Source organism: Mycobacterium sp. MMS18-G62 (genome assembly GCF_053877835.1).
Genome location: NZ_CM132662.1, coordinates 5,664,375 through 5,689,401, shown reverse-complemented (window position 1 = coordinate 5,689,401; position 25,027 = coordinate 5,664,375). Strand labels below are relative to the sequence as shown.

At 66.7% G+C, this 25,027-nt stretch carries 17 protein-coding genes and 2 tRNA genes; 11 read left to right on the top strand and 8 right to left on the bottom strand.

Annotation, left to right across the window (positions count from 1 at the left end; genetic code table 11):
* Positions 1–55 precede the first annotated feature (55 nt).
* From ACWW36_RS28350 to ACWW36_RS28340, 3 genes are all read left to right on the top strand, one after another.
* Positions 56–9,280 carry a fatty acid synthase subunit beta domain-containing protein gene (locus tag ACWW36_RS28350; RefSeq protein ID WP_456139230.1) on the top strand — a complete coding sequence of 3,075 codons (9,225 nt, stop codon included), beginning with the start codon at positions 56–58 and terminating at the stop codon, positions 9,278–9,280.
* A gap of 15 nt (positions 9,281–9,295) precedes the next feature.
* Positions 9,296–9,688, top strand: coding sequence for a holo-ACP synthase AcpS (gene acpS / locus ACWW36_RS28345; protein ID WP_067805904.1), 393 nt, complete (start codon positions 9,296–9,298; stop codon positions 9,686–9,688).
* Between the two features lie 128 nt (positions 9,689–9,816).
* Positions 9,817–11,163, top strand: coding sequence for a M20/M25/M40 family metallo-hydrolase (locus ACWW36_RS28340; RefSeq protein WP_456139229.1), 1,347 nt, complete (start codon positions 9,817–9,819; stop codon positions 11,161–11,163).
* Here ACWW36_RS28340 and bcp read toward each other — a convergent pair.
* Positions 11,140–11,613, bottom strand: coding sequence for a thioredoxin-dependent thiol peroxidase (bcp, locus tag ACWW36_RS28335; protein WP_456139228.1), 474 nt, complete (start codon positions 11,611–11,613; stop codon positions 11,140–11,142). The two genes, ACWW36_RS28340 and bcp, sit on opposite strands and share 24 nt — an antisense overlap.
* An 88-nt stretch (positions 11,614–11,701) precedes the next feature.
* Here bcp and ACWW36_RS28330 point away from each other — a divergent pair, with 88 nt between their 5' ends.
* Both ACWW36_RS28330 and ACWW36_RS28325 read left to right on the top strand, forming a co-directional pair.
* Entirely contained in the window at positions 11,702–11,929 is a 228-nt protein-coding gene (locus tag ACWW36_RS28330) for a DUF3618 domain-containing protein (protein WP_456142659.1), read from the top strand.
* 513 nt (positions 11,930–12,442) lie between these two features.
* A complete protein-coding gene (locus ACWW36_RS28325; RefSeq protein ID WP_456139227.1) occupies positions 12,443–12,691 on the top strand; it encodes a hypothetical protein in 249 nt (82 codons plus the stop codon).
* A gap of 17 nt (positions 12,692–12,708) precedes the next feature.
* On the opposite strand, the gene ACWW36_RS28320 is transcribed toward ACWW36_RS28325, so the two are convergent.
* Positions 12,709–12,781 (bottom strand) — tRNA-Lys (locus ACWW36_RS28320).
* 158 nt (positions 12,782–12,939) lie between these two features.
* Here ACWW36_RS28320 and ACWW36_RS28315 point away from each other — a divergent pair.
* Positions 12,940–14,157, top strand: a complete 1,218-nt coding sequence (locus tag ACWW36_RS28315) for a L,D-transpeptidase (protein WP_456139226.1) — start codon at positions 12,940–12,942, stop codon at positions 14,155–14,157.
* Positions 14,158–14,175: 18 nt separating this feature from the next.
* Positions 14,176–15,174 (top strand): amidohydrolase family protein, encoded by a 999-nt coding sequence (locus ACWW36_RS28310; protein WP_456139225.1) that lies wholly within the window; start codon positions 14,176–14,178, stop codon positions 15,172–15,174.
* Between the two features lie 7 nt (positions 15,175–15,181).
* On the opposite strand, the gene ACWW36_RS28305 is transcribed toward ACWW36_RS28310, so the two are convergent.
* The gene (locus ACWW36_RS28305) at positions 15,182–16,564 is read right to left on the bottom strand and encodes a sigma-70 family RNA polymerase sigma factor (RefSeq protein WP_456139224.1); all 1,383 of its coding nucleotides are present in this window, start codon (positions 16,562–16,564) and stop codon (positions 15,182–15,184) included.
* Positions 16,565–16,667: 103 nt separating this feature from the next.
* Complete coding sequence (locus ACWW36_RS28300) at positions 16,668–16,919, bottom strand: hypothetical protein (protein ID WP_456139223.1); 252 nt, start codon at positions 16,917–16,919, stop codon at positions 16,668–16,670.
* 213 nt (positions 16,920–17,132) lie between these two features.
* Here ACWW36_RS28300 and ACWW36_RS28295 point away from each other — a divergent pair, with 213 nt between their 5' ends.
* Complete coding sequence (locus ACWW36_RS28295; protein ID WP_456139222.1) at positions 17,133–17,486, top strand: hypothetical protein; 354 nt, start codon at positions 17,133–17,135, stop codon at positions 17,484–17,486.
* Positions 17,487–17,515: 29 nt separating this feature from the next.
* Here ACWW36_RS28295 and ACWW36_RS28290 read toward each other — a convergent pair.
* Positions 17,516–17,591: transfer RNA gene (locus ACWW36_RS28290), tRNA-His, on the bottom strand.
* A gap of 39 nt (positions 17,592–17,630) precedes the next feature.
* Positions 17,631–18,278 (bottom strand): oligoribonuclease, encoded by a 648-nt coding sequence (gene orn, locus ACWW36_RS28285; RefSeq protein WP_456139221.1) that lies wholly within the window; start codon positions 18,276–18,278, stop codon positions 17,631–17,633.
* A 72-nt stretch (positions 18,279–18,350) separates the two neighbouring features.
* Here orn and ACWW36_RS28280 point away from each other — a divergent pair, with 72 nt between their 5' ends.
* Positions 18,351–19,922, top strand: coding sequence for a helicase HerA-like domain-containing protein (locus ACWW36_RS28280; RefSeq protein ID WP_456139220.1), 1,572 nt, complete (start codon positions 18,351–18,353; stop codon positions 19,920–19,922).
* A gap of 126 nt (positions 19,923–20,048) precedes the next feature.
* Here ACWW36_RS28280 and cmrA read toward each other — a convergent pair whose 3' ends face one another.
* Positions 20,049–20,855: a mycolate reductase gene (cmrA, locus tag ACWW36_RS28275; protein ID WP_456139219.1), complete on the bottom strand. Its 807-nt coding sequence runs from the start codon at positions 20,853–20,855 to the stop codon at positions 20,049–20,051.
* A 26-nt stretch (positions 20,856–20,881) separates the two neighbouring features.
* On the opposite strand from cmrA, the gene ACWW36_RS28270 reads away from it, so the two are divergent.
* Positions 20,882–22,210: an MFS transporter gene (locus tag ACWW36_RS28270; protein WP_456139218.1), complete on the top strand. Its 1,329-nt coding sequence runs from the start codon at positions 20,882–20,884 to the stop codon at positions 22,208–22,210.
* On the opposite strand, the gene ACWW36_RS28265 is transcribed toward ACWW36_RS28270, so the two are convergent.
* Positions 22,207–22,953 carry an MmpS family transport accessory protein gene (locus ACWW36_RS28265; protein ID WP_456139217.1) on the bottom strand — a complete coding sequence of 249 codons (747 nt, stop codon included), beginning with the start codon at positions 22,951–22,953 and terminating at the stop codon, positions 22,207–22,209. The genes ACWW36_RS28270 and ACWW36_RS28265 overlap by 4 nt on opposite strands.
* Positions 22,954–23,072: 119 nt before the next feature.
* Here ACWW36_RS28265 and ACWW36_RS28260 point away from each other — a divergent pair, with 119 nt between their 5' ends.
* Positions 23,073–24,950 (top strand): alpha/beta hydrolase family protein, encoded by a 1,878-nt coding sequence (locus ACWW36_RS28260; RefSeq protein WP_456139216.1) that lies wholly within the window; start codon positions 23,073–23,075, stop codon positions 24,948–24,950.
* The last annotated feature ends 77 nt before the right edge of the window (positions 24,951–25,027 follow it).

The window sequence follows — 25,027 nt, the reverse complement described above, 5'->3', positions numbered from 1 at the left end:
TCAGAGACGACTGCGACAGACGACGAGCGATACGCGCCGAGGGAGAAAACAAGACGTGACGATCAACGAACAGCACCGAGTGTCCGCCGACCGAAAGAACGAGACCGGTGAGGACCCTGCTGCGTTGGCGGGCACCCACGCCCTCGTCGATCGTCTGAACGCCGGTGAGCCCTACGCGGTCGCGTTCGGCGGCCAGGGCGGCGCGTGGCTGGAGAACCTCGAAGAACTTGTCAGCTCGGCGGGCATCGAATCCGAACTCAGCGAGGTCGTTGGCGAGGCCGAGCTGCTGCTCGAGCCGGTCGCCCGTGAGTTGGTGGTGGTTCGGCCGATCGGTTTCGAGCCGCTGCAGTGGGTCCGCGCGCTGGCGGCTGAAGAGCCGCTGCCCGCCACCAAACAACTGATCACCGCCGCCATCTCCGGTCCGGGCATCCTGCTCGCGCAGATGGCCGCCATCCGTGCGCTGACGCGTCAGGGTCTCGATCTGTACGGCACGCCGCCGGTGGCGATGGCCGGGCACTCACAGGGCGTCATGGCCTGCGAGTCGCTGCGCGCCAAGGGCACCAAGGACGCCGAGCTGCTGGCCCTGCTGCAACTGATCGGCGCGGCCGGGTCGCTGGTTTCGCGCCGCCGCGGCATGGTTGGGCGCGGCGACAAGTCGCCGATGGTCTCGGTGACGAACGTCGACCCTGACCGCATCGCCGAACTCCTCGAGGAGTTCTCCAAAGATGTGCGCACCGTGCTGCCACCGGTGCTGTCGATCCGCAACGGCCGGCGCTCGGTCGTCATCACCGGCACCCCGGAACAACTGGGCCGCTTCGAGCTGTATTGCAGCAAGATCACCGAGAAGGAAGAGGCCGAGCGCAAGAACAAGCTCCGCGGTGGCGCGGTGTTCTCGCCGGTGTTCCACGGCGTGCAGGTCGAGGTCGGCTTCCACACCCCACGGCTGGCCGACGGTGTCGAGATGGTCGACCGCTGGGCAGCCAAGTGTGGCATCGACGCCGAGATGGCCCATGAGATGACCGAATCGATCTTCGTGCGCCCGATCGACTGGGTGGCCGAGATCGAGCGGCTGCACGACTCCGGCGCGAGGTGGATCGTCGACCTCGGACCGAGCGACACCGTCACCCGCCTGACCGCTCCGGTGATTCGCGGGCTGGGTGTCGGGATCGTTCCGGCCGCGACGCGCGCCGGTCAGCGCAACCTGTTCACCGTCGGCGCCGAGCCCGACGTGGCGCCAGCGTGGTCGAGCTACAAGCCGACCACGGTCAAGCTGCCCGACGGCTCGGTCAAGCTGTCCACCAAGTTCACCCGGCTGACCGGACGTTCGCCGATCCTGCTCGCCGGGATGACGCCGACGACCGTCGACGCGAAGATCGTCGCTGCGGCCGCCAACGCCGGCCACTGGGCCGAGCTCGCCGGCGGCGGTCAGGTCACCGAGGAGATCTTCGAGAACCGCATCGCCGAGCTGACCCAGTTGCTGGAGCCCGGCCGCGCCGTGCAGTTCAACACGTTGTTCCTCGACCCGTATCTGTGGAAGCTTCAGGTCGGCGGAAAACGCTTGGTGCAGAGGGCACGTCAGTCCGGGGCACCGATCGACGGTGTCGTCGTCAGCGCGGGCATCCCCGACCTGGAGGAGGCCGTCGAGCTGATCGACGAACTGGGCAGCGTCGGCATCAAACACGTGGTGTTCAAGCCAGGCACCATCGACCAGATCAAGTCCGTCATCAAAATTGCCGCCGAGGTGCCCGGCAAGGACGTCATCGTGCACATCGAGGGCGGCCGCGCCGGTGGCCACCACTCGTGGGAGGACCTCGACGATCTGCTGCTGGGGACCTACGCAGAGCTGCGCAAGCTGCCCAACATCACCGTCTGCGTCGGCGGCGGCATCGGCACCCCGGAGCGGGCGGCCGAATACCTGTCGGGCCGCTGGGCCACCGAATACGGTTTCCCGGAAATGCCGGTCGACGGCATCCTCGTCGGCACCGCAGCGATGGCCACCAAGGAAGCCACCACCTCGCCCGCCGTCAAGCAGATGCTCGTCGAGACTACCGGCACCGATCACTGGATCAGCGCCGGAAAAGCCAAGGGCGGCATGGCATCCAGCCGCAGCCAGCTCGGCGCCGACATCCACGAGATCGACAACGCGGCTTCGCGCTGCGGCCAGCTCCTCGACGAGGTGGCCGGCGACGCCGATGCCGTCGCAGCCCGCCGCGACGAGATCATCGCCGCGATGGGCAACACCTGCAAGCCGTACTTCGGCGACGTGGGTGACATGACCTACCTGCAGTGGCTGCAGCGCTACGTCGAGCTGGCCATCGGCGACGGCGACAGCACCGCCGACACCAAACTGCCCGACAGCCCATGGCTGGCCGACACCTGGCGCGAGCGGTTCGCAGAGATGCTCAACCGTGCCGAGGCCCGCCTGCACCCGCAGGATTCCGGTCCGATCCAGACCCTGTTCAATGATGCTGCGTTGCTGGACAATCCGGAGCAGGCCATCGCCGCTCTGCTGGCGCGTTACCCCGACGCCGAGACCGTCAAGCTGCATCCCGCCGACGTGCCGTTCTTCATCACGCTTTGCAAGACGCTCGGCAAGCCGGTGAACTTCGTGCCCGTCATCGACAAGGATGTCCGCCGCTGGTGGCGCAGCGACTCCCTGTGGCAGGCGCACGACGCCCGCTACTCAGCCGATGAGGTGTGCATCATCCCGGGCACGCAGGCGGTGGCCGGCATCACCCGCGTCGACGAGCCCGTCGGCGACCTGCTGGACCGCTTCGAGCAGGCCGCCATCGACGAGGCGCTCGCCTCCGACGGCCAGCCCCTGCCCGTCGTCTCACGCCGTCAGGCCCGTATCGATGTCACGGGTCCGCTCGCCGTGGTGCTCGACTCGCCCGACGTGCTGTGGGCCGGACGCACGTCCATCAACCCGGTGCACCGGATCGGTGCGCCCGACGAGTGGCAGGTCAACGAAAACCGCAATGCCACACACCCGTCCACGGGTTCACGGCTGGAGCTCGCAGGCGATGCGGTCACCCTGAGCGTCCCGCTCTCCGACATCTGGATCAACATTCGCTTCACGCTGCCGTCCTGCACGGTCGACGGCGGTATGCCGGTCGTCACCGTCGAAGACGCCTCCACCGCAATGCGTTCGGTACTGGCCATTGCCGCGGGGGCCGACGGACCCGACGCGCTGCCGCAGGTTCACGACGGCACCGCGACAGTCACCGTCGACTGGGATCCCGAACAGGTCGCCGACCACACCGGCGTCACCGCGACGTTCGGCGCGCCGCTGGCGCCGGGTCTCAAGATGGTTCCCGACGCGCTGGTCGGTCACTGCTGGCCCGCTGTGTTCGCGACCATCGGCTCGGCCGTGACCGAGGACGGCTTCCCCGTCGTCGAGGGCCTGCTGAGCCTGGTCCACCTCGATCACGCCGCACACCTGCTGGCCCCGATGCCGAAGACGACGGCCGAATTGACCGTCACCGCAACGGTTTCCGCGGCCAGCGACACAGAGTACGGCCGCGTCATCCCGGTTGCGGTGACCATCGCCGACGCCAAGGGCACCGTACTGGCCAGGCTGGAGGAGCGGTTCGCGATCCGCGGCCGCACCGGCGCGGCCGAACTGACCGATCCGCCGCGTGCGGGTGGGGCGATCACCGACAACGCGACCGACACGCCGCGCCGCCGTCGCCGCGACGTCACCGTCACGGCACCGACCGACATGAGCGCGTTCGCCGTCGTTTCCGGTGACCACAACCCGATCCACACCGATCGCGCCGCCGCGCTGCTGGCAGGGCTGAAATCGCCGATCGTGCACGGCATGTGGCTGTCGGCAGCCGCACAGCATGTCGTCGCCGCGACGGACGGAAAGCCGGCACCGCCGGCCCGCGTCGTCGGCTGGACGTCGCGCTTCCTTGGCATGGTGCTGCCCGGCGACGAGATCGACTTCCGCGTCGACCGCGTCGGCATCGACCGCGGCGCGGAGATCGTCGAGGTCGCCGCGCGCGTCAACAACGAACTCGTGATGTCGGCGACCGCACAGCTGGCCGCGCCGAAGACCGTCTACGCGTTCCCGGGCCAGGGCATCCAGCACAAGGGCATGGGCATGGAGGTGCGCGCCCGGTCCAAGGCCGCCCGCAAGGTGTGGGACAGCGCCGACAAGTTCACCCGCGAAACCCTCGGCTTCTCGGTGCTGCATGTGGTCCGCGACAACCCGACCAGCCTGATCGCCAGCGGTGTGCACTACCACCACCCGGACGGCGTGCTGTTCCTGACGCAGTTCACCCAGGTCGCGATGGCGACCGTCGCGGCCGCACAGGTCGCCGAGATGCGCGAGCAGGGGGCGTTCGTCGAGGGCGCGATCGCCTGCGGCCACTCCGTCGGTGAATACACCGCACTCGCGTGCGTGAGCGGTGTCTACGAACTGGAGGCGCTGCTGGAGGTGGTGTTCCACCGCGGCAGCAAGATGCACGACATCGTTCCGCGCGACCACCTTGGCCGCTCCAACTACCGGCTGGCCGCGATCCGGCCGTCGCAGATCGATCTCGATGACGACGACGTGCCTGCCTTCATCGACGAGATCGCGGCGAATACCGGCGAGTTCTTACAGATCGTGAACTTCAACCTTCGTGGTTCGCAGTACGCGATCGCGGGCACGGTCCGCGGCCTCGAGGTGCTCGAGGAGGAGATCGAAAAGCGCCGCGAGATCACCGGCGGCAAGCGGTCGTTCATCCTGGTGCCGGGTATCGACGTGCCGTTCCACTCCTCGGTGCTGCGAGTCGGCGTCGCCGACTTCCGGCGCTCGCTGGAGCGAGTCATGCCGCGCGACAAGGATCCCGACCTGATCGTCGGCCGGTACATCCCGAACCTGGTGCCGAGGCTGTTCAGCCTGGACCGCGACTTCATCCAGGAGATCCGCGATCTGGTGCCCGCCGAGCCGCTCGACGAGATCCTCGCCGACTACGACACCTGGATCACCGAGAAGCCGAGCGAGCTGTGCCGCAAGGTCGTCATCGAGCTTCTCGCGTGGCAGTTCGCCAGCCCGGTGCGGTGGATCGAGACGCAGGACCTCCTGTTCATCGAGGAGGCAGCCGGCGGCCTGGGTGTCGAGCGGTTCGTCGAGATCGGTGTGAAGTCTGCGCCGACCGTCGCGGGCCTGGCCACCAACACGCTGAAGTTGCCCGAGTATTCGCACAACACAACGGAAGTGCTGAACTCAGAGCGCGACGCCGCGGTGCTGTTCGCCACCGACACCGATCCGGAGCCGGAAGACGACGAGGGCGAGACCCCGGCGCCGGCCGTCGAAGCCGCGCCCGTCGAGGCCGCCGCACCGGCTGCCCCGGCGCCTGCGCCTGCCGCTCCCAGTGGTGGCCCGCGACCCGACGACATCGGTTACGGCGCGGCAGATGCCACCATGGCGCTGATCGCGCTGTCGGCGAAGATGCGCATCGACCAGATCGAGCCGCTGGACTCCATCGAGTCCATCACCGACGGCGCATCGTCGCGGCGCAACCAGCTGTTGGTGGACCTTGGTTCCGAGCTGAACCTCGGCGCCATCGACGGCGCAGCCGAGGCCGATCTGGCCGGCCTGAAGGGACAGGTCACCAAGCTGGCCCGCACATACAAGCCTTACGGCCCAGTGCTTTCCGATGCGATCAACGACCAGTTGCGCACGGTGCTCGGCCCGTCAGGCAAGCGCCCGGCCTACATCGCAGAGCGGGTCAAGAAGACCTGGGAGCTCGGCGACGGCTGGGTCAAGCACGTGACGGTCGAGGTGGCCTTGGGCACCCGCGAGGGGTCCAGCGTTCGCGGTGGCGTTCTCGGCGGCCTGCACGACGGAGCGCTCGCCGACGCGGCGACCGTCGACAAGGTCATCGACGCCGCCGTCACCGCTGTGGGTGCGCGCCAAGGAGTTTCGGTCTCATTGCCGTCGGCCGCCGGTGGCGGTGGCGGCGTGGTCGATTCGGCCGCGCTTGGCGAATTCGCAGAGCAGGTCACGGGTCGCAACGGCGTACTGGCGTCGGCGGCCCGCTTGATCCTGGGCCAGCTCGGCCTGGACACCCCGGTCAGCACGCCGGAGGCGACGGACGCCGAACTCATCGACCTCGTCACCGCCGAACTCGGTTCGGACTGGCCGCGTTTGGTCGCCCCTGTCTTCGACGGCCGCAAGGCGGTGCTTTTCGACGACCGCTGGGCCAGCGCACGCGAGGACCTGGCCAAGCTGTGGCTGCTCGACGAGAGCGAGATCGACGCCGATTGGCCGCGGCTCTCGCAGCGGTTCGAGGGCGCAGGCCACATCGTCGGCACCCAAGCCACGTGGTGGCAGGGCAAGGCCCTGGCCGCAGGCCGCAACATCCACGCGTCGCTGTATGGCCGCGCGGCCGCGGGTGCGGAGAACCCCGGCAAGGGTTGCTACAGCGACGAGGTCGCGGTGGTCACGGGTGCGTCCAAGGGGTCGATCGCCGCGTCGGTGGTGGGTCAACTGCTGGATGGCGGTGCGACCGTCATCGCCACGACGTCCAAACTGGACGACGACCGTCTCGGCTTCTATCGCACGCTCTACCGCGACAACGCGCGGTTCGGCGCGAAGCTGTGGGTGGTCCCCGCCAACATGGCGTCGTACTCCGACATCGACGCGCTGGTGGAATGGGTCGGCACCGAGCAGACCGAAAGCCTTGGGCCGCAATCGATTCACATCAAAGATGCGCAGACACCCACGTTGCTGTTCCCGTTCGCGGCGCCGCGTGTGGCCGGTGATCTGTCCGACGCCGGGTCGCGCGCCGAGATGGAGATGAAGGTGCTGCTGTGGGCCGTGCAGCGGTTGATCGGCGGCCTGTCACACATCGGTGCAGAGCGCGACATCGCCGCTCGGCTGCACGTCGTGTTGCCGGGCTCACCGAACCGCGGCATGTTCGGCGGTGACGGCGCCTACGGCGAGTCGAAGTCCGCGCTCGACGCCGTGGTGTCGCGGTGGAAGGCCGAGTCGTCGTGGGCACAGCGAGTGTCGTTGGCGCACGCCCTCATTGGCTGGACCAAGGGCACCGGTCTGATGGGCCACAACGACGCGATCGTCGGCGCGGTCGAGGAAGCCGGCGTGACGACCTACACCACAGACGAGATGGCGACCATGCTGCTGGCTCTGTGCAGCATCGAGTCCAAGGTCGCCGCCGCACGCGAGCCGCTGAAGGTCGATTTGACCGGCGGCCTGGCCGAGGTGGATCTCGATCTGTCGGAGCTGGCCGCCAAGGCCCGCGAGGAGATGGTCGCCGAGACCGCCCCCGACGACGTCGACGAGCAGGGCACGATTCGCGCACTGCCGTCGCCGCCACGCGGCTACAAGGCTGCGCCGCCGCCGGCATGGGATGACCTCGACGTCGACCCCGCCGATCTCGTCGTCATCGTCGGCGGTGCCGAGATCGGGCCGTACGGCTCGTCGCGGACCCGCTTCGAGATGGAAGTCGAAAACGAGCTGTCGGCGGCCGGTGTGCTCGAGCTGGCCTGGACCACGGGCCTGGTCAAGTGGGAGGACGACCCGACGCCGGGTTGGTACGACAACGAGACCGGCGAACTGGTCGACGAGGGCGAACTGGTCGAGCGTTACCACGACGCCGTCGTGGCGAAAGTCGGCATCCGCGAGTGGGTCGACGACGGAGCGATCGATCCCGATCACGCCTCGCCGCTGCTGGTGTCGGTGTTCTTGGACAAGGACTTCACGTTCGTGGTCTCGTCTGAGGCCGACGCGCGCGCGTTCGTGCAATTCGATCCGGAGCACACCGTCATCTCGCCGGTGCCCGACAGCGCTGACTGGCAGGTCACCCGCATGGCAGGCACCGAGATCCGGGTGCCGCGCAAGGTGAAGCTGTCGCGGACCGTCGGCGCCCAGATCCCGACCGGCTTCGACCCGATGGTGTTCGGCATCACGCCGGACATGGCTTCGTCGATCGACCGGGTGGCGCTGTGGAACCTATGTGCAACCGTCGACGCGTTCCTGTCGGCCGGCTTCTCCCCGGCCGAGTTGATGCGCTGGGTGCACCCGAGCCTGGTGGCCAGCACCCAGGGCACCGGTATGGGTGGGCTCACGTCGATGCAGACCATGTACCACGGCAACCTGCTCGGCCGGAACAAGCCGAACGACATCCTGCAGGAAGTCCTGCCGAATGTCTTTGCCGGACATGTGGTTCAGAGCTACATCGGCAGCTACGGCTCGATGATCCACCCGGTCGCCGCATGTGCGACGGCCGCGGTGTCCGTCGAGGAAGGTGTCGACAAGATCAAGCTCGGCAAGGCCGAGTTCGTGGTGACTGGCGGCTACGACGACCTGACGCTGGAGGCAATCATCGGGTTCGGTGACATGGCGGCCACCGCCGACACCGAGATGATGCGCGCCAAGGGCATCAGCGACTCGAAATTCTCCCGCGCCAACGACCGGCGCCGGCTCGGGTTCGTCGAATCACAGGGCGGCGGCACCATCCTGCTGGCCCGCGGTGACCTCGCGGTGAACATGGGTCTGCCGGTGCTGGCCGTCGTGGGCTATGCCTCGTCGTTCGGCGATGGTGTGCACACGTCGATCCCGGCTCCTGGCCTGGGCGCGTTGGGCGCGGGCCGCGGCGGTCGGGAGTCGCAGCTGGCGCGCTCGCTCGCCAAGCTCGGCGTCGGCCCCGACGACATCGCGGTGGTGTCCAAGCACGACACCTCCACGCTGGCCAACGACCCGAACGAGACCGAGCTGCACGAGCGGCTGGCCGACTCGCTGGGCCGCTCGCCTGGCGCACCGCTGTTCGTGGTTTCGCAGAAGAGCCTGACTGGTCACGCCAAGGGCGGCGCTGCGGCGTTCCAGATGATGGGGATGTGCCAGATCCTGCGCGACGGCGTCATCCCGCCGAACCGCAGCCTGGACTGTGTCGACGACGAGCTCTCGGGTGCTGCGCACTTCGTATGGCTGCGTGACTCGCTGCGGTTGGGCGAGAAGTTCCCGCTGAAGGCCGGTCTGGTGACCAGCCTCGGCTTCGGTCACGTGTCGGGCCTTGTCGCGCTGGTGCATCCGCAGGCGTTCCTGGCGGCACTCGACCCGGAGACGCGCGAGGATTACCGCAAGCGCGCGGGTGCTCGCGTGCTGGCCGGTCAGCGCAGGCTGGCGTCGGCGATCGCCGGCGGGCGTCCGCTGTACGAGAAGCCGGCCGACCGCCGGTTCAGCGGTGAGGCGCCGGAGAAGCGGCAGGAAGCCGAGATGCTGCTCGATCCGTCGTCGCGGCTGGGCGATGACGACGTCTATGTGCGGTGAGATAGCGTCTGCGGCATGGCGGTAGTCGGGGTGGGGATCGACCTGGTCTCCATTCCCGATTTCGCCGAGCAGGTCGACCAGCCCGGCACCGTCTTCGCCGAGACGTTCACGCCCGGTGAGCGCCGTGACGCCGCCGACAAGAGCTCGTCGGCGGCACGGCATCTGGCCGCCCGGTGGGCGGCCAAGGAGGCCGTCATCAAGGCGTGGTCGGGTTCGCGATTTTCCAAGAGGCCGGTGCTGCCCGAGGGCATCCACCGCGACATCGAGGTCATCACCGACATGTGGGGACGGCCGAAGGTGCGCCTCACCGGCGCGATCGCCGAGCATCTCAAGGACGTGACGATCCATCTGTCGTTGACGCACGAGGCCGATACCGCCGCGGCGGTCGCCATCCTCGAGGAGCGTTAGTACGGGCGAGCCGGGGCGGCCTGGATCACGGAAATGCGTCGAGCGCTCAGTTAGGTACGGTTTTAGGCCGAATTTGTGTACCAGGCTGCGCGCTCGCGCTAATACGGTGACCCGCTAGCCTCGGCTGCATGAGTGATCTCGTTCAGCGCGTCCGCGAGGTGTTGCCGTCGGTGCGGCGCGACCTCGAAGACCTGGTGCGCATCGAGTCGGTGTGGGCCGACCCGGCGCGCCGAGCAGAAGTCCACCGCAGCGCCGATGCGGTCGCAAAACTGTTGGCGGACGCGGGGTTCGGCGATGTGCAGATCGTCAGCGAGGGCGGCGCACCGGCCGTCATCGCCCGGCACCCGGCCCCGCCAGGGGCGCCGACGGTGCTGCTGTACGCCCACCACGATGTACAGCCGGAAGGCGATCACACGCAGTGGCACTCGCCGCCGTTCGTCCCGACCGAACGCGACGGCCGGCTCTACGGTCGCGGCTCCGCTGACGACAAGGCCGGCATCGCAACACATTTGGCCGCGTTCCGCGCCCACGACGGTAACCCGCCCGTCGGGGTGACGGTCTTCGTCGAGGGTGAGGAGGAATCCGGTTCGCCGTCACTGCCGGCGCTGCTGACCGCACACCGCGACGCGCTGGCCTCCGACGTGATCGTCATCGCCGACTCGGACAACTGGAGCGTCGATGTTCCGGCGCTGACGGTGTCGCTGCGCGGGCTTGCCGATTGCGTCGTGGAGGTCGCCACGCTGGATCATGGCCTGCATTCAGGACTGTGGGGCGGCGTGGTGCCCGACGCGCTCTCGGTGCTGGTGCGACTGCTGGCCAGCCTGCACGACGACGACGGCAACGTCGCAGTCGAAGGACTATACGAAGGAACCGCCGCAGACGTCGACTACTCGCCGCAACGCGTCCGCGAGGAGGCCGGCCTACTCGACGGTGTACGCGAAATCGGTTCAGGCTCAGTGCCGCAACGACTTTGGGCGAAGCCGGCGATCACGATCATCGGCATCGACACCACACCGATCGACAAGTCGTCGAACACCTTGATCCCGCGGGCGCGCGCCAAAGTCAGTATGCGGGTGGCGCCCGGGGGCGACGCGCGTGAACACCTCGCCGCGCTGACCCGCCACCTCGAAAAGCACGCGCCGTGGGGTGCACAGGTCGCCGTCACGCCCGGTGATATCGGCCAGCCCTACGCGATCGATGCCAGCGGCCCCGTGTACGAGGCTGCGCGTGCTGCGTTCCGGCAGGCCTGGAGCACGGAACCGGTCGACACCGGGGTCGGCGGCTCGATCCCATTCATCGCCGAGTTCGCCGCGGCGTTTCCGTCGGCGAAAATCTTGGTCACTGGCGTGGAAGACCCTGCGACACAGGCCCACAGCATCAACGAGAGCCTGCACCTCGGGGTTCTCGAGCGCGCCGCGACGGCTGAGGCGCTGCTGCTGGCGTACCTGGGCTCAGACGGACAGGTCGCGCCGTAGCTTGGCGACGTGGCCGGTGGCGCGGACGTTGTACTGCGCCTCGGCGATCTTGCCCTTCTCGTCGACGACGAACGTCGAACGGATGACGCCCTGAACGGTCTTGCCGTACATGGTTTTCTCGCCGTAGGCACCCCATTCGGTGAGCACCTTGCGATCCGGATCCGAGAGCAACGGGAAGGTCAGCTTCTGGTCGTCACGGAACTTCGCAAGCTTGACGGGTTTGTCGGGAGAGATGCCGATGACGTCGAGCCCGGCACCGTTCAGTTCGCTGAGGCTGTCGCGGAAGTCGCAGGCTTGCTTGGTGCATCCCGGCGTCGCGGCGGCAGGGTAGAAGTACACGATGACCCGGCGGCCCTTGTAATCCGACAGCTTGACCGTATTGCCGTCGGCGTCGGGCAGGCTGAACGCGGGGGCTTTATCGCCCACTTGAAGGCGCGAGGTCTGCGGCATGCGGTGGTGTCCCTTCTTCGACCGGTGCGCGTCAATGCGCGCGGGCTGATCTAGGGTAGTGCGGCAGGACGGCGACTTGGAGGGCACAGTGGCGGACCGGGATCCCGATGTCATCAAGCAGGAGATCGATCAGGCTCGCGACCAGTTGGCGTCCACGGTCGATACCCTCGCCGAGCGGGCGAACCCACGCAGGATCGCTGACGACATCAAGGCGGGGGTCCTGCGATTCGTCAAGAAGCCGGCCGTGGCGATTTCACTGACCGGGGTCGGAGTCGTGGTTGTCGTGATCGTCGTTCGGCGAATCCGTCAGCGCTGACGGATTGAGTCAGCCGCGACGTCCGGGGCGGAACCAGTCGGCGAAGGAGAAGCTGGGAGGATTGGCGACGCGGCCAAGCCGGCTGCAGCTGAGTACGAGCACCGGCCGTTGCGCAGTTACGTCATCGGCCGCATGCATGTCCGACGCCTCAGTCGGAAACGCTGCGCCACCCTGCGACATCAGCTAAGACCTCGTTTCGTACCTTCGACCACCGGCTCACAGGCCTGTAGTGCGTTCTAGCTAATCCGCAGTGTAGCACCGGCTATTGCCTTTGCGCAGGATATCTGCCGTCCGGCCCCGTCTACCTGCAAAATCCGTTACTCATGCAAGCTCATGGTGGATTCGTGACATAAGTCGGGTTATGTGAGTGGTAGCACATCTCCGAGGCGGTGGGCGCCGATTCATGCAGGTACGGCGGGGTCAGTGCGAAGGCAACAGGATCAAGATAGCCGATCACTGGCGACGGTCGACCCTGGTCGCGCGCATCATCGCTGTGGATGTGAAGATGACCGCGTGACCGATGACGCCGACACCGCACAGGCCAGAGAGCTGCTGCAGGCGCTGCACCAACAGGTCGAGGACATCTCGCACAAGTTGGAATCCGTCGAGAGCCGGACGCACGCGGTACAGGGCCGTGCTGGCGCTGCCGTGCGGCGAAGGGCTGGCGGCCTGCGGCGCGAGCTATATGAAGCGCATCGGCTGATCGATGGACTGCACCGCCGCTTCCCGGACACGCGGGCCCCGGCGGGCCGGGTCTCGTAGCGATTTATCACGCTGAGTGCGCCGTCAGGGTTTCGAACCCCGGACCCGCTGATTAAGAGTCAGCTGCTCTACCAACTGAGCTAACGGCGCTGCGTGTGCGACAATAACAGGCCTTGCGGCAAGGGTGAAATTCGACCGCTCGCACCTCCTGGGAGCGACGCCGCAGTCGCGCCCCTAGTTAAGTTTGCCCTTAGACTATTGCCAAGAATGGTCTACGAGTGAGTACTGGTTGCGAGGTGGAGCAAAGAATGTGGCAGGTCCGAACAGTGGCCCGTCCGCGCCGAATGCGTGCATGGCTGGCGATTTCGCTATTGCCTGCCGTCGTGCTCGGGCTGGGCGCCTGCAGCAGCCCCGCTGCTCCACCGAAGCCTCAAGTCATCACCGATAAGGGCACTCCTTACGGCGACCTGCTTGTGCCGAAGCTCACTGCGTCGGTCAAGGATGGCGCCGTCGGTGTGAGCGTCGAGTCGCCAGTGACGGTCAGCGCCGAGGACGGCGTGCTGGGCCCGATCACCATGACCAACGAGAACGGGGAGCCCGTTGCCGGCAAGCTGAGCCCCGACGGCCTGACCTGGACGACGGCCGAGCCGCTTGGCTACAACAAGCGCTACACGTTGAACGCGCAGTCGCTGGGCCTCGGTGGCGTCACCAGCCAGCAGATGACCTTCCAGACGCATTCGCCGGAAAACCTCACGATGGCCTACGTGCTGCCCAACGAGGGCGAGGTCGTCGGCGTCGGCCAGCCCGTCGCAGTCCAGTTCGACGAGAACATCCCGAACCGGCTGGCGGCTCAGAAGGCCATCAAGATCACCACCAACCCGCCGGTTGAGGGCGCCTTCTACTGGCTGAACAACCGCGAAGTGCGCTGGCGCCCAGAGCATTACTGGAAGCCGGGCACCACGGTCGACGTTCAGGTCAACACCTACGGCGTCGACCTCGGCGACGGGCTGTTCGGTCAGGAGAACATCACCTCACACTTCACCATCGGCGACGAGGTCATCGCGACGGCCGACGACGACACCAAGATCGTCACCGTCCGGCGCAACGGCGAGGTCGTCAAGACGATGCCCACCTCGATGGGCAAGAACAGCACGCCGACCAACAACGGCGTGTACCTCGTAGGCAATCGGTACACCCACATCATCATGGACTCGTCGACATACGGCGTTCCGGTCAACTCTCCCAACGGATATCGCACCGACGTCGACTGGGCGACGCAGATCAGCTACAGCGGAATCTTCGTGCACTCCGCGCCGTGGTCGGTCGGCAGCCAGGGGAACACGAACACCAGTCACGGCTGTCTCAATGTGAGCCCGAGCAATGCGATCTGGTTCTACGACAACACCAAACGCGGCGATGTCGTCGAGGTGATCAACACCGTCGGATCGACGCTGCCTGGCACCGACGGTCTTGGCGACTGGAACATTCCGTGGGAGCAGTGGAAAGCCGGTAACGCCAACGTCTGAGCGCGTAATCTCCTGGCCGTGCCGTTAATTGCGCTCGAGGAGCATTACGCGTGGGACCCGGTCAGCGCGGACAACGTCGTTGCGACGTGGCTGCGGTCCAACAACACGACCGCTTACGACCGACTGTATGACCGCGGCCCGCTGCGACTCGAGCAGATGGACTCTGCAGGCATCGACTTCCAGATCCTGTCGCTGTTCGACCCGGGCGTGCAGGAGGACGACGACGTGGCGCGTGCGGTCGATTATGCGCGCCGCGCCAACGACGACCTCGCCGAGACGGTACGCGAAAACCCTGACCGCTTCGGTGCTTTCGCGACGCTGGCCACTCAGGACCCGGACGCCGCCGCGGCGGAATTGCAGCGCGCCGTCACGGATCTCGGCTTCGCGGGCGCGCTTGTCAACGGCCGCACCCACGACCGATATCTGGACGATCCAGCGTACGAGGATCTCTTTGAGCGCGCGGAGACGCTGGGTGTGCCGATCTATCTTCATCCGACGACGCCGCACCCGGCGGTGATGGACGCGTGGTTTGCGCCGTACGTCGACGACGGCCTGCACCTCGCCTCGTGGGGGTTCGCGGTCGAGGCGGGCACGCATGCGCTGCGGCTGATCTACTCCGGTCTGTTCGACCGCCATCCGCGCCTGCAGATGATCCTCGGACATCTCGGAGAGATGTTGCCGTTCTCGGCGTTTCGCACCGACAGGTACTACGGGCTCGGCGGCGACGGCGGCGGAAAGCTGCGGCGGCTGCCGTCGGAGTATCTGCGCAACAACTTCTACGTGACGACGAGCGGCAATTTCTCACCGCCTGCCTTCGCGTGCACCCTCGAGGTGATGGGCGCAGACCGCGTCATGTTCTCGGTGGACTACCCGATGGACGACAACAAGGACGGTGCGGACTTCATCGCGTCGTATCCGATGGACGAGGCCACCCGCGCAAAGGTGTCGTACGGCAATGCGGCACGTCTGTTCGGGGACAAGGTTCCGGCTCGGCTGGTGGCCGCCGCTTCGGACTGAGTCTGGCTTACTGCAGTATCGGCGGGGTGGTGGTCACAGGGGCCGGCTTGATCACAGTCGCCGTCGGCCGGAATACCGGATTCGTCGGCTTCAGCACGCTCGATGGGGGCTGCGTAGTGGTCGGGTTCTCCGAGGCCGGTGGTGTGTACGTGGTCTTCGTCGGAGCGCTCGTGGGCGGATTGGTTGTTGGGACCGGCAACTGCTGGGACGTGGTACCCGCCGTCGTGGTCGTCGCGCCGGTGCTCGGCGGGGGCGACGGCTCGGTCGTCCGCGCGGTGGGAGCCGTCGTCGTCGGCGTCTCGATAGGTGTCGGCGCATTGGTTGGCGATGGACCGACTACGTTGGGGCTCATCTGATTTCGCGCGGACGTGGGTGGTGCCACGGTGTTGGTGAGGTTTGCAGGGGTGATCTTCGGCGACCGCTCGACCATCCAGGCAATCGTCAAGCCGGTCCCGGCTGCCATGATCGCGGCCACAACGCCCGCGGTCATTGCGATTCGACGCCATCGCCTGAGCTTGTCCGCAGCCGGGTTGGTGGAACCGGATTCCGTTGCATCTTTGCCTCCAGCCTGGGCGCTCGGCGCTGAATTCCCCGGAAGCTCGATGTTGTTCAAGGTGTGCTCGCGTAGCCACTTGGGGGCGGGGATGAACACGGGGACGGCGCCGAGCAATGCGACCGGATTGAGCAGGCGGCGGCGCTCTTGATCGCAATCGGCACATGATTCGATGTGACGCGCAATTCGCTTGCGCATCAGCACGGTGAATTTCCCGTCCCAGCCGTCGAGAATCGTCCTCAAGTCCGCGCATCCGTTGTGGTCGATGGCGCGCCGCGATACGAGGAGCGCACCCAGCGATTTCTCGACCGTTTCCCGAAGGCGTTGTGCCATCTTCTTGGCGCTGGAGTGGCTGACGCCAAGTGCCTGAGCCAGTTCCGGCCCGTCGAGGCCGTGGCGGTACGTCATCTCGAGCACTGAGCGGTCGCGATCGGAAAGCCCGCCGGCAGCAGCCGCAACCAGATCGGCCAGCTCACTGCGCGCTGCCAGGACATCCGGCCCCGGTTCGTTCGACACCGTTTCGGGCATCTCGTCGGAGATCCTTTCGCGCCCAGCCGCGCGGATATAGCGCAGGGCTTCGTTGCGAGTTATGGAGTACAGCCACGGACGGAGCTTTTCGCCGTCTTTCAGCTGAGGCAGTCGCGTAGCGGCTATGCAGAACGTGTCCTGCACACAATCGGCCGCGGTGTCGCGGTTACGGAGCATGCCGATGCAGAAGTCATGTAACCGGTCGGCGTAGCGGTCATAGATCTCTGCAAATGCGTCCCGATCGCCGGCCGCAGCGGCGCACGCAAGTTCGGCGTCACTGGCGACGTCCCAGTCCGGCAGTGCAGTCATGAAAGCGCTCCCCAGCTAATGCGGTCGGGGATAAGACGTGATCGTAATCCGAAGAGGGGCTCGGCTGGCCGATCCGAGGGAGATCGGCCAGCCACGTTCGCCACTAGTCCGAACCGGTGAATAGGCCGTTTTCGTAGCGAAGATGATGGGTGGCCGTAGCCACGTTGAACGTGCAGGTCGAATGGCTCTGCCCCCCGAATACCTCGGTGGTGAATGTGCCTCCGATCAACTGGCAGAAACTCTGGTCGGCCGCAAGCGGCGTGACGGCCTGGGCGGCCGGCGCCGTCAGGGTGACGAGCGCAGCGGAGGCGATTGCGCCGCCGCCGATCAGTGACGCGATACGGAAGTGCTTCATGGTGTGACTCCTTGGTTTCATGACGGCCCCGGGCGGGCCGCCGTCGATTGTTGGAGTCATCACGCGCGAATGGGGTGACGGTTTTTCACGAACTTTTCGCGCGGCGGTGGTGCGAACTTCGCCCGAGAAATGTGTCACCTCTGCACATCGCCGCCCCTCATTCACTTGGCGCCTCGCCGAGGCGCAGCTACTACCCACACGAAAGGGACGACTATGAACACAACCCATTCGCGACGGCTGGTGCCCGCCGCGTTCATCGCGGCAGGTGCGATCACCGGCCTGATGGCCATCGCCGCGCCGGCCGCTCACGCAGAACTGCCCTCGCAGGTCGAGGCTCAATGTCACGGTCTGGGCGGCACGTGGACCTCGAGCGAGCTAGGCGGCGAGATTTTGTACAGCTGCTGCTACAAGCCGTTGGCCGGCTCCGGCGCCCAGACGTGCGACTACTACGCGTCGGATGGTTCGTTCATCGGTTCCGACGAGGGAGATTCGACGAAGCCGACGCTCCCGCCGGCGAGGCCTGGTCAGTTCAGGCCGACGCTTCCGCCCGCCCAGACGGTGCATTAAGTAGAGCCCGGCCGACGGCCGGGGATCTTTGGGGTGGCTGACGGGACTCGAACCCGCGACATCCAGGATCACAACCTGGTGCTCTACCAACTGAACTACAGCCACCATCTCCGCGAGTCGGTGAGGACAAGCGGCCCGTCGATATTAGCCGCTCGGGCGTTCCGCGGCCGAATCGATAACGTCGGAGTCACCGTCGTTCGTTCCCAGTTCGGCGGCGATCGCCGCGATATCGCTGGTCGCCGGCCCTGGCGGGGGGACGAACGCGGTTCGCCGGTAGTACTTGAGCTCGCGAATCGACTCGTGGATGTCCGCCAGCGCGCGATGAGCGAGCCCCTTCTCCGGCTGGCCGAAGTAGATGCGCGGGTACCAGCGCCGGCAGAGCTCCTTGATGGAGCTCACGTCGATCATCCGGTAGTGCAGGTAGTCGTCGAGCTTGGGCATGTCGCGGGCGATGAACCCGCGGTCGGTGGCGATCGAGTTGCCTGCCAGGGGAGCGGTCTTGGCCTGCTTGACGTGGGTGCGGATGTAGTCGAGCACCAGCTCCTCGGCGGCGGCGACGTCGATTGTCGACGCGCGCACCTCCTCGATCAGGCCCGATCGGGTGTGCATCTCCGTGACGACCGGGATCATCGACGTCAGCGCGTCATCGTCGGCGTGGATGACCACGTCGATGCCGTCGCCAAGGATGTTGAGCTCGGCGTCGGTGACTAGCACCGCAATCTCGATGAGCCGGTCGGTCTTGAGATCCAGGCCGGTCATCTCACAGTCGATCCACACCAGTTCGTCACGCACAGCGCTCACAGTATTCCCACACCCGACAACTACCCGCCAACGGCACCCGACACGCCAGTAGTGTTGCGAACCATGACGACCGAGTCGGCAGCCACCCCCGCACAGCAGATCGCCGCAGGTTACGCCGTCGAAGGACAGGCATTGGACCTCGGCGCCGTCGTCGTCGACGGGACGTGTGACCCCACCGCGCAGGTGCGGATTCCGCTGGCCATGGTCAACCGCCACGGCCTGGTCGCGGGCGCGACCGGCACCGGCAAGACGAAGTCACTCCAGGTGTTGGCCGAACAGCTGTCGGCGGCCGGTGTGCCGGTGGTGATGGCCGACGTCAAGGGCGACCTGTCGGGGTTGTCGCAGCCCGGCGTGGCCAACGACAAGAGCGAGCAGCGGGCCAAGGACACCGGTGACTCGTGGACGCCGACCGCCTTCCCGGTCGAGTTTCTGTCGCTGGGAACGTCGGGCATCGGGGTTCCGGTGCGTGCGACGATCTCCAGCTTCGGGCCGATTCTCCTGTCAAAGGTGTTGGGGCTCAACGCTACCCAGGAGTCCACGCTCGGCCTGATCTTCCACTGGGCCGACCAGAAGGGTTTGTCGCTGCTGGACCTCAAGGACCTGCGCGCAGTCATTCAGTACCTCACCAGCGACGATGGCAAGCCCGAGCTGAAGGCCCTTGGCGCGGTGTCGCCGACGACGGCGGGCGTCATCCTGCGTGCCCTGGTCAATCTCGAGGCCGAGGGCGCCGACACATTCTTCGGCGAGCCTGAGCTCGAGCCCACGGCTCTGCTGCGTACGGATGCTCAGGGCCGCGGCATCATCAGCCTTCTCGAGCTGGGCAATCAGGCCGCCCGGCCGGTGATGTTCTCGACGTTCCTCATGTGGGTGCTGGCGGATCTGTTCACCACGCTGCCCGAGGTCGGCGACGTCGACAAGCCCAAGCTGGTCTTCTTCTTCGACGAGGCGCACCTGCTGTTCACCGACGCGTCCAAGGCGTTCCTCGAGCAGGTCGAGCAGACCGTCAAGCTGATCCGCTCCAAGGGTGTTGGCGTGTTCTTCTGCACGCAGCTGCCGACCGATGTCCCCAACGACGTGCTCAGCCAGCTCGGTGCGCGAATTCAGCATGCGCTGCGCGCGTTCACCCCAGACGACCAGAAGGCGCTCGCGAAGACAGTGCGCACCTACCCGAAAACCGATGTGTACGACCTGGAGTCGGCGTTGACGTCGCTGGGCATCGGCGAGGCGATCGTCACCGTGCTCTCGGAGAAGGGTGCGCCGACGCCGGTGGCATGGACGCGGATGCGTGCGCCCCGCTCATTGATGGACACCATTGGACCGGACGCAATCGCCGCGGCGGCGAAAGCCAGTCCACTGCAGGCAGAGTACGGTCAGACCGTCGACCGTGACTCCGCCTATGAGCGGCTGAACGCGCGGTTGGCGCCCCCCGAGGCCGCGCCCCCGCCGGCCGCTGAGGCTCCGGTCGGGCTGCCGCCCGCCGAGGGCGAGGTGAGATCGCGTGATACGGCCGAGCCCAGCATGGTCGAAAAGGTGGTGGAGAGCTCGGCTTTCAAGAGCGCTTTGCGCTCCGCGGGCACAGTCCTCGGCCGCGAGATCACCCGCAGCATCTTCGGCACAGGCCGCCGCCGGCGCTAGCCGCGAGATTGCACTCAGGGCTGTGGATTGGCCTTGAGCTAAGGAGTAACGACCCTGAGTGCAATCTCGTGCCTACGGTCCAAAGTCGTCACATGGTGCAGAAACCGGCGAGGCGCAACGCCGGCGCTAGCCGCCGCCGAGTTTCTTGTAGACCGCGCCGACGATCGGCGTGACGATGGCGCGTGGGGTGTACCCGCTGGCCACCGACATCGCCTTGGACGTCACACCCGGCACGACGCGCATCTTGTTGCGCTCCAACGCATCCAGCGACAACTTCGCGGTGTACTCCGTCGATATCCACAGGAAATCCGGGATCAGCTTCTCCACCAGCGACTGCTCGTGCTCATCGGGCAGCGTTTCCCGCACCGGGCCGGGCGCCAGCAGCGTGACGTGTACGCCGGCACGCTTGAGCTCCCCGCGCAGCGACTCGCTGAACGTGTTGACGAACGCCTTCGTCGCCGCATACGTCGCGTTGTTCGGTATCGGCGAATTGCCCGCTGCCGAACCGGAAATCAGGATGCCACCCGCATTACGCGCAACCATCCCCGGCAGCACGGCGAGCACAAGGTCATGCACGCCAAGGACATTCAGCTGAACCTGCGCCTTCTCCCCGGCGGGATCCAGGGCCGCCACTGGCCCGAACGTGGCCGTCCCGGCGTTCGCGCACAGGATCGAAATCTCGCGTGCCGCCAGCTCGTCGCACAGCTTCGTGCGTTCGGCCGGATCGGCCAGATCCACCGGTCGAACCTCGACGATCACCCCGTATTGCTCGGTGATCCGGTCAGCCAGGGCTCGCAGCACATCCTCGCGGCGCGCCGTGACGATCAGGTTGTGCCCGCGAGCGGCAAGCTCGATGGCCAGCGCCTCGCCGATGTTCTGCGACGCGCCCGTGACGACAGCGCGGGCATCCGCGCTGGGAGCGGGTACTGGCATGGGCGGGACTATATCGTGGGCGGACCATGAGCGGCCCACCCGATTCAGGCCGGCCGCCCGCGCAAACAGCGGGGCGGTTGCGGGTGCTGGCGTGGGCGCTGTGGGACTGCGGCTCCACCGGTGTCGGCGCGATCGTCGTAACCTTCGTTTTCTCCGTCTACCTGACCCGTACCGTCGGCGACGACCTGCCCGGGGGCACCAGCCCGGCGAGCCTGCTCGGTTGGGCCTTGTTCTTCTCCGGGGCGGTGGTTGCCGTGCTCGCCCCCGTGACCGGCGTGTGGGTCGACAGGCCGCATCGACGGCGACGCACGCTGGCGTTCCTCACCGCGATCGTCGTGCTGCTGACATCGGCAATGAGCCTGATCCGCGACGACTCCAGCTACCTATGGGCAGGCCTTCTGCTGCTTGGGTTGACGGCGGCGTGCAACGACCTTGCCAGTGTGCCGTACAACGCGATGCTGCGGCAGCTGACCACTCCCGAGACGGCTGGCCGGGTGTCTGGAATCGGTTGGGGCGCAGGCTATGTCGGCAGTATGTCGCTGCTGTTGATCGTCTATGTGGGATTCATGGCCGACGGCCCCACGGGCGGGTTTTTCGGCGTCTCTACCGCCGACGGGCAGAACGTTCGCGCGGCCATGCTGCTCACCGCGGTCTGGATGGCCGCCTTTGCGCTGCCGGTGCTTCTCGTTCCGCCGCCGCCGGTCGACGTCGAGCAGCCGGTGCCGCCGCCGACCGGCGTGCTCGGCGCCTACCGCAAGTTGTGGACGGACCTCGTCGCCGAGTGGCGGCGCGACCGAAACGTCGTCTACTACCTGCTTGCAAGCGCGGTGTTTCGCGACGGGCTCGCCGGTGTGTTCACCTTCGGCGCGGTGCTCGGCGTCAATGTGTACGGCATTTCCGCGGCGGATGTGCTGCTGTTCGGGATCGCGGCCAACATCGTGGCCGCGGTGGGAGCGGTGCTCGGCGGGTTGCTCGACGACCGCGTCGGTTCAAAGACCGTCATCGTCACTTCGCTCGCCGCGATGATCGCCGTTGGCCTGACCCTGATGGCGGTGTCCGGTGCCGCGGCATTCTGGGTCTGCGGGCTGCTGCTGTGCCTTTTCATCGGGCCGACGCAATCATCGGCGCGCACCCTTCTGTTGCGGATAACAGCTCACGGCAAGGAGGGTGTGGCGTTCGGCCTCTACACGATGACCGGCCGGGCCGTCGCGCCGCTGGCTCCGTTCTTGTTCTCCACTTTCGTCGCCGTGTTCGGCGCCGACCGCGCCGGTATCGCCGGTCTGCTTCTGGTACTCGCTGCGGGTCTCAGCGCGATGCTGTTCGTGCAAGTGCCGCGCAGGGCGGTGGCCGTCTAACCGGCGCCCGTGCAAATGGTGAGTCCGGTGCCGGTGCGCTGCTGAACCTGCGAACCGTTGACGCTGATGGTGCAGGACACCTCGCGGCCGACGTTGATGATGCTGACGCTGGCCGAACTTTCGGCCGGGCTGGCCAGCTGCACTTCCTTGCTCCACGGCAGCACCACGTTGAACTCCGTCTGCAGCACGCCGCCGGTGTCGACATAGGTGATGTTGATGGCGCGGCCGTCGCCCGTGACCGAATAAACAACGGTTTGCGTCGCGCCAGACGGTGCCGACGTGGTCGGTGACGGCCGCGTCGGCTGCGTCGGTTGCGTCGGCACTGGCAGAACCGGGACCGTCGGCGTGCGCGAGGTCGTGGTCGGGGTGCGCGTCGTGAGGCTGGGCTCCGGCAGCGAAGGAAGCGGCGCGACGACGGTGTCCTGCCGCGAGCTGTTGATGATCACCAGCGCAATGACCAGGCCGAGCACCAGCAATACCGCGATCGCGGCCACCAGCCACAACCATCGCGGAGCCTTCGGCCCCTGAGGCTGTTGGGGCGGCTCGCCCGGGCCGAACTGCCCGGTTGCATAGGGGTCGTAGCCGTAGGGCGAGTACGCCGGGAGCTGCTCGGTGGGATTGGATGCCTGGTACGTGGGGCCGTAGGGCGCCTGGCTCGCATAGGCCGGGTCCGTGTATCCGGGGTAGCTGTTAGGCAGCCGTTGGGTCGGCTCGGTCCCGTCGCGGCGTGGTGACTCGGTCATACCCACCTCATGGCTGCAGGGTACCTGTGCACCCGCTCAGTCGGCCGTTACCTCCACCGACCTGGCTCAATGTGAGTCGCGCGCCGCTGGCTGGTGGTTGACGAGGCAGAATCGACACGATGGGAGAACACGTCCGCCGGATCTACGGCGCCTCGATGTCGCCGGATGCGACCGCGTTCGCCCACATCGTCGACGACGGCGGCTACCCGCGGGCGGTGCAGCGATTCCTGCGTGGCTGGCGGGCGAGTTCCTCACGTGACGTAGAGCTGCCCGTCGAAGGTGCCGTCACCCGTGTTCTCCATTCCGCTGACGGGCACTGGCTGGCATGTGAGGTAGCGCCCGAGGGCGGCACGCGCCTTCAGATCTGGGTAGTGACAACTGATCCCGACGACCGTGACGCCAGGCGGATCGACCGGTGGCCCGTAGGCGCGCTTGAAGGTACCGCCGAACTGATCGCCTGGGACGGCACTCAGGTCGCCGCGATTCTCACCGGTGAGGACGGCGTGGGCAGCTCGTGTCTGATCGACCCCACCGACGGCACCACGGTCGTGCTCGACCGACGCTCGAGCGGCAGGCTCGTCGACGCCTGGGCCGGCGCATCATTGGTGCGTGTCGGGCCGCGCGGTTACCGCGATCTGATCATGCTCCGCGGCCTGACCGAAATCGCGCTGCTGCCATACGATCCCGGCTCCACCACGGATGCAGGGATCATTCTCGACGATCACAGTCCGCGTCGGTTGCGGGCGGGCCTGGAAGGTGAACTCACCGAGCTGTACCACCCGGCCAAGACCTACGGGCTCAACAGCGCCGAAGGGTATGTGCGCGCACTGATCCGTAGCGAGAACGGTGCCGACCACGCGCGTCTTCTCGAGGTGACTTCCACGCCCGACGGAGTTTCCTACTTCATTGTCGCCGAGCGTCCGGGATACGAACTCGACGAGTTCACCGTCAGCGACGACGGGTCGACGGTCGCGATGTTGTGGAACATCAACGGCGCCAGTGAATTACAGATCCTCGAATTACCCGACAACACACTGCACGAGCCGATCCCGTTGCCGGGCATGGTGGCCAGCGAGTTGAGCATCAGCGCGGGCGGATCGATGCTGGCGATGACGGTGGAAGGCCCGTCGATTCCGCCGACGGTCGAACTGGTCGACCCGCGCACCCGCGAATGGGAGCCGGTCGACCGCGAACCCAGCAGCGGGCCCGTCGCAGCGGATCCCACGCTGGAGACGGTGAGCGCCCGCGATGGGCTGGAGTTCACCGGGTGGCTGTTCCGCCCGCCGCCGGGCGTCGAATCGATTGGCGCCATGCTGTTCCTGCACGGCGGTCCGGAAGGCCAGGGCCGTCCGGGATACAACGAATTCTTCCCGCCGTTGCTCGAAGCCGGGATCGCGGTGTTCCTCCCGAATGTGCGGGGCTCGGGTGGATTCGGCCGCTCCTTCATGCACGCCGACGACAGAGAACAGCGCTTCGCGGCGATCGACGATGTCGCCGACGCCGTCGGGTTCCTCGTTGATCGCGATGTCGTAGCCGCGGACCGCATCGCGTGCTGTGGGTGGTCATACGGCGGTTACCTGACCCAGGCGGCGATGAGTTTTCACCCGCAACTGTTCGTCGCGGGAATCAGCATCTGCGGCATGAGCGACCTGAATACGTGGTACCGCAACACCGAGCCGTGGATCGCGGCAGCCGCGCACCCGAAATACGGACACCCGGTCGCAGACCGTGAACTGCTCGACCGGCTGTCGCCGCTGCTGCGCGCGCACGCGCTGACCGCGCCGCTGCTGCTGGTTCATGGCTTGCACGACACCAACGTCCCGCCCAGCGAGTCTCAGCAAATGTACGACGCATTGCGTGCGCTGGGCCGCAGCGCCGAGCTGTTGGTGTTCGACGACGACGGCCACGAGATCGTGAAGCGGGAAAACCGCGCTGTGCTGGTCAAAGCCATGTGCGACTGGCTACTTGAGGCCTTCGCACCCGCAACGTCACGCTGATCTGGTTGCGCGTCGCAGTACGTTTAGCGAAATTGTCCGGCGGGTAAACCGCATCTGCGCCGGTGAGCGGCGCATAC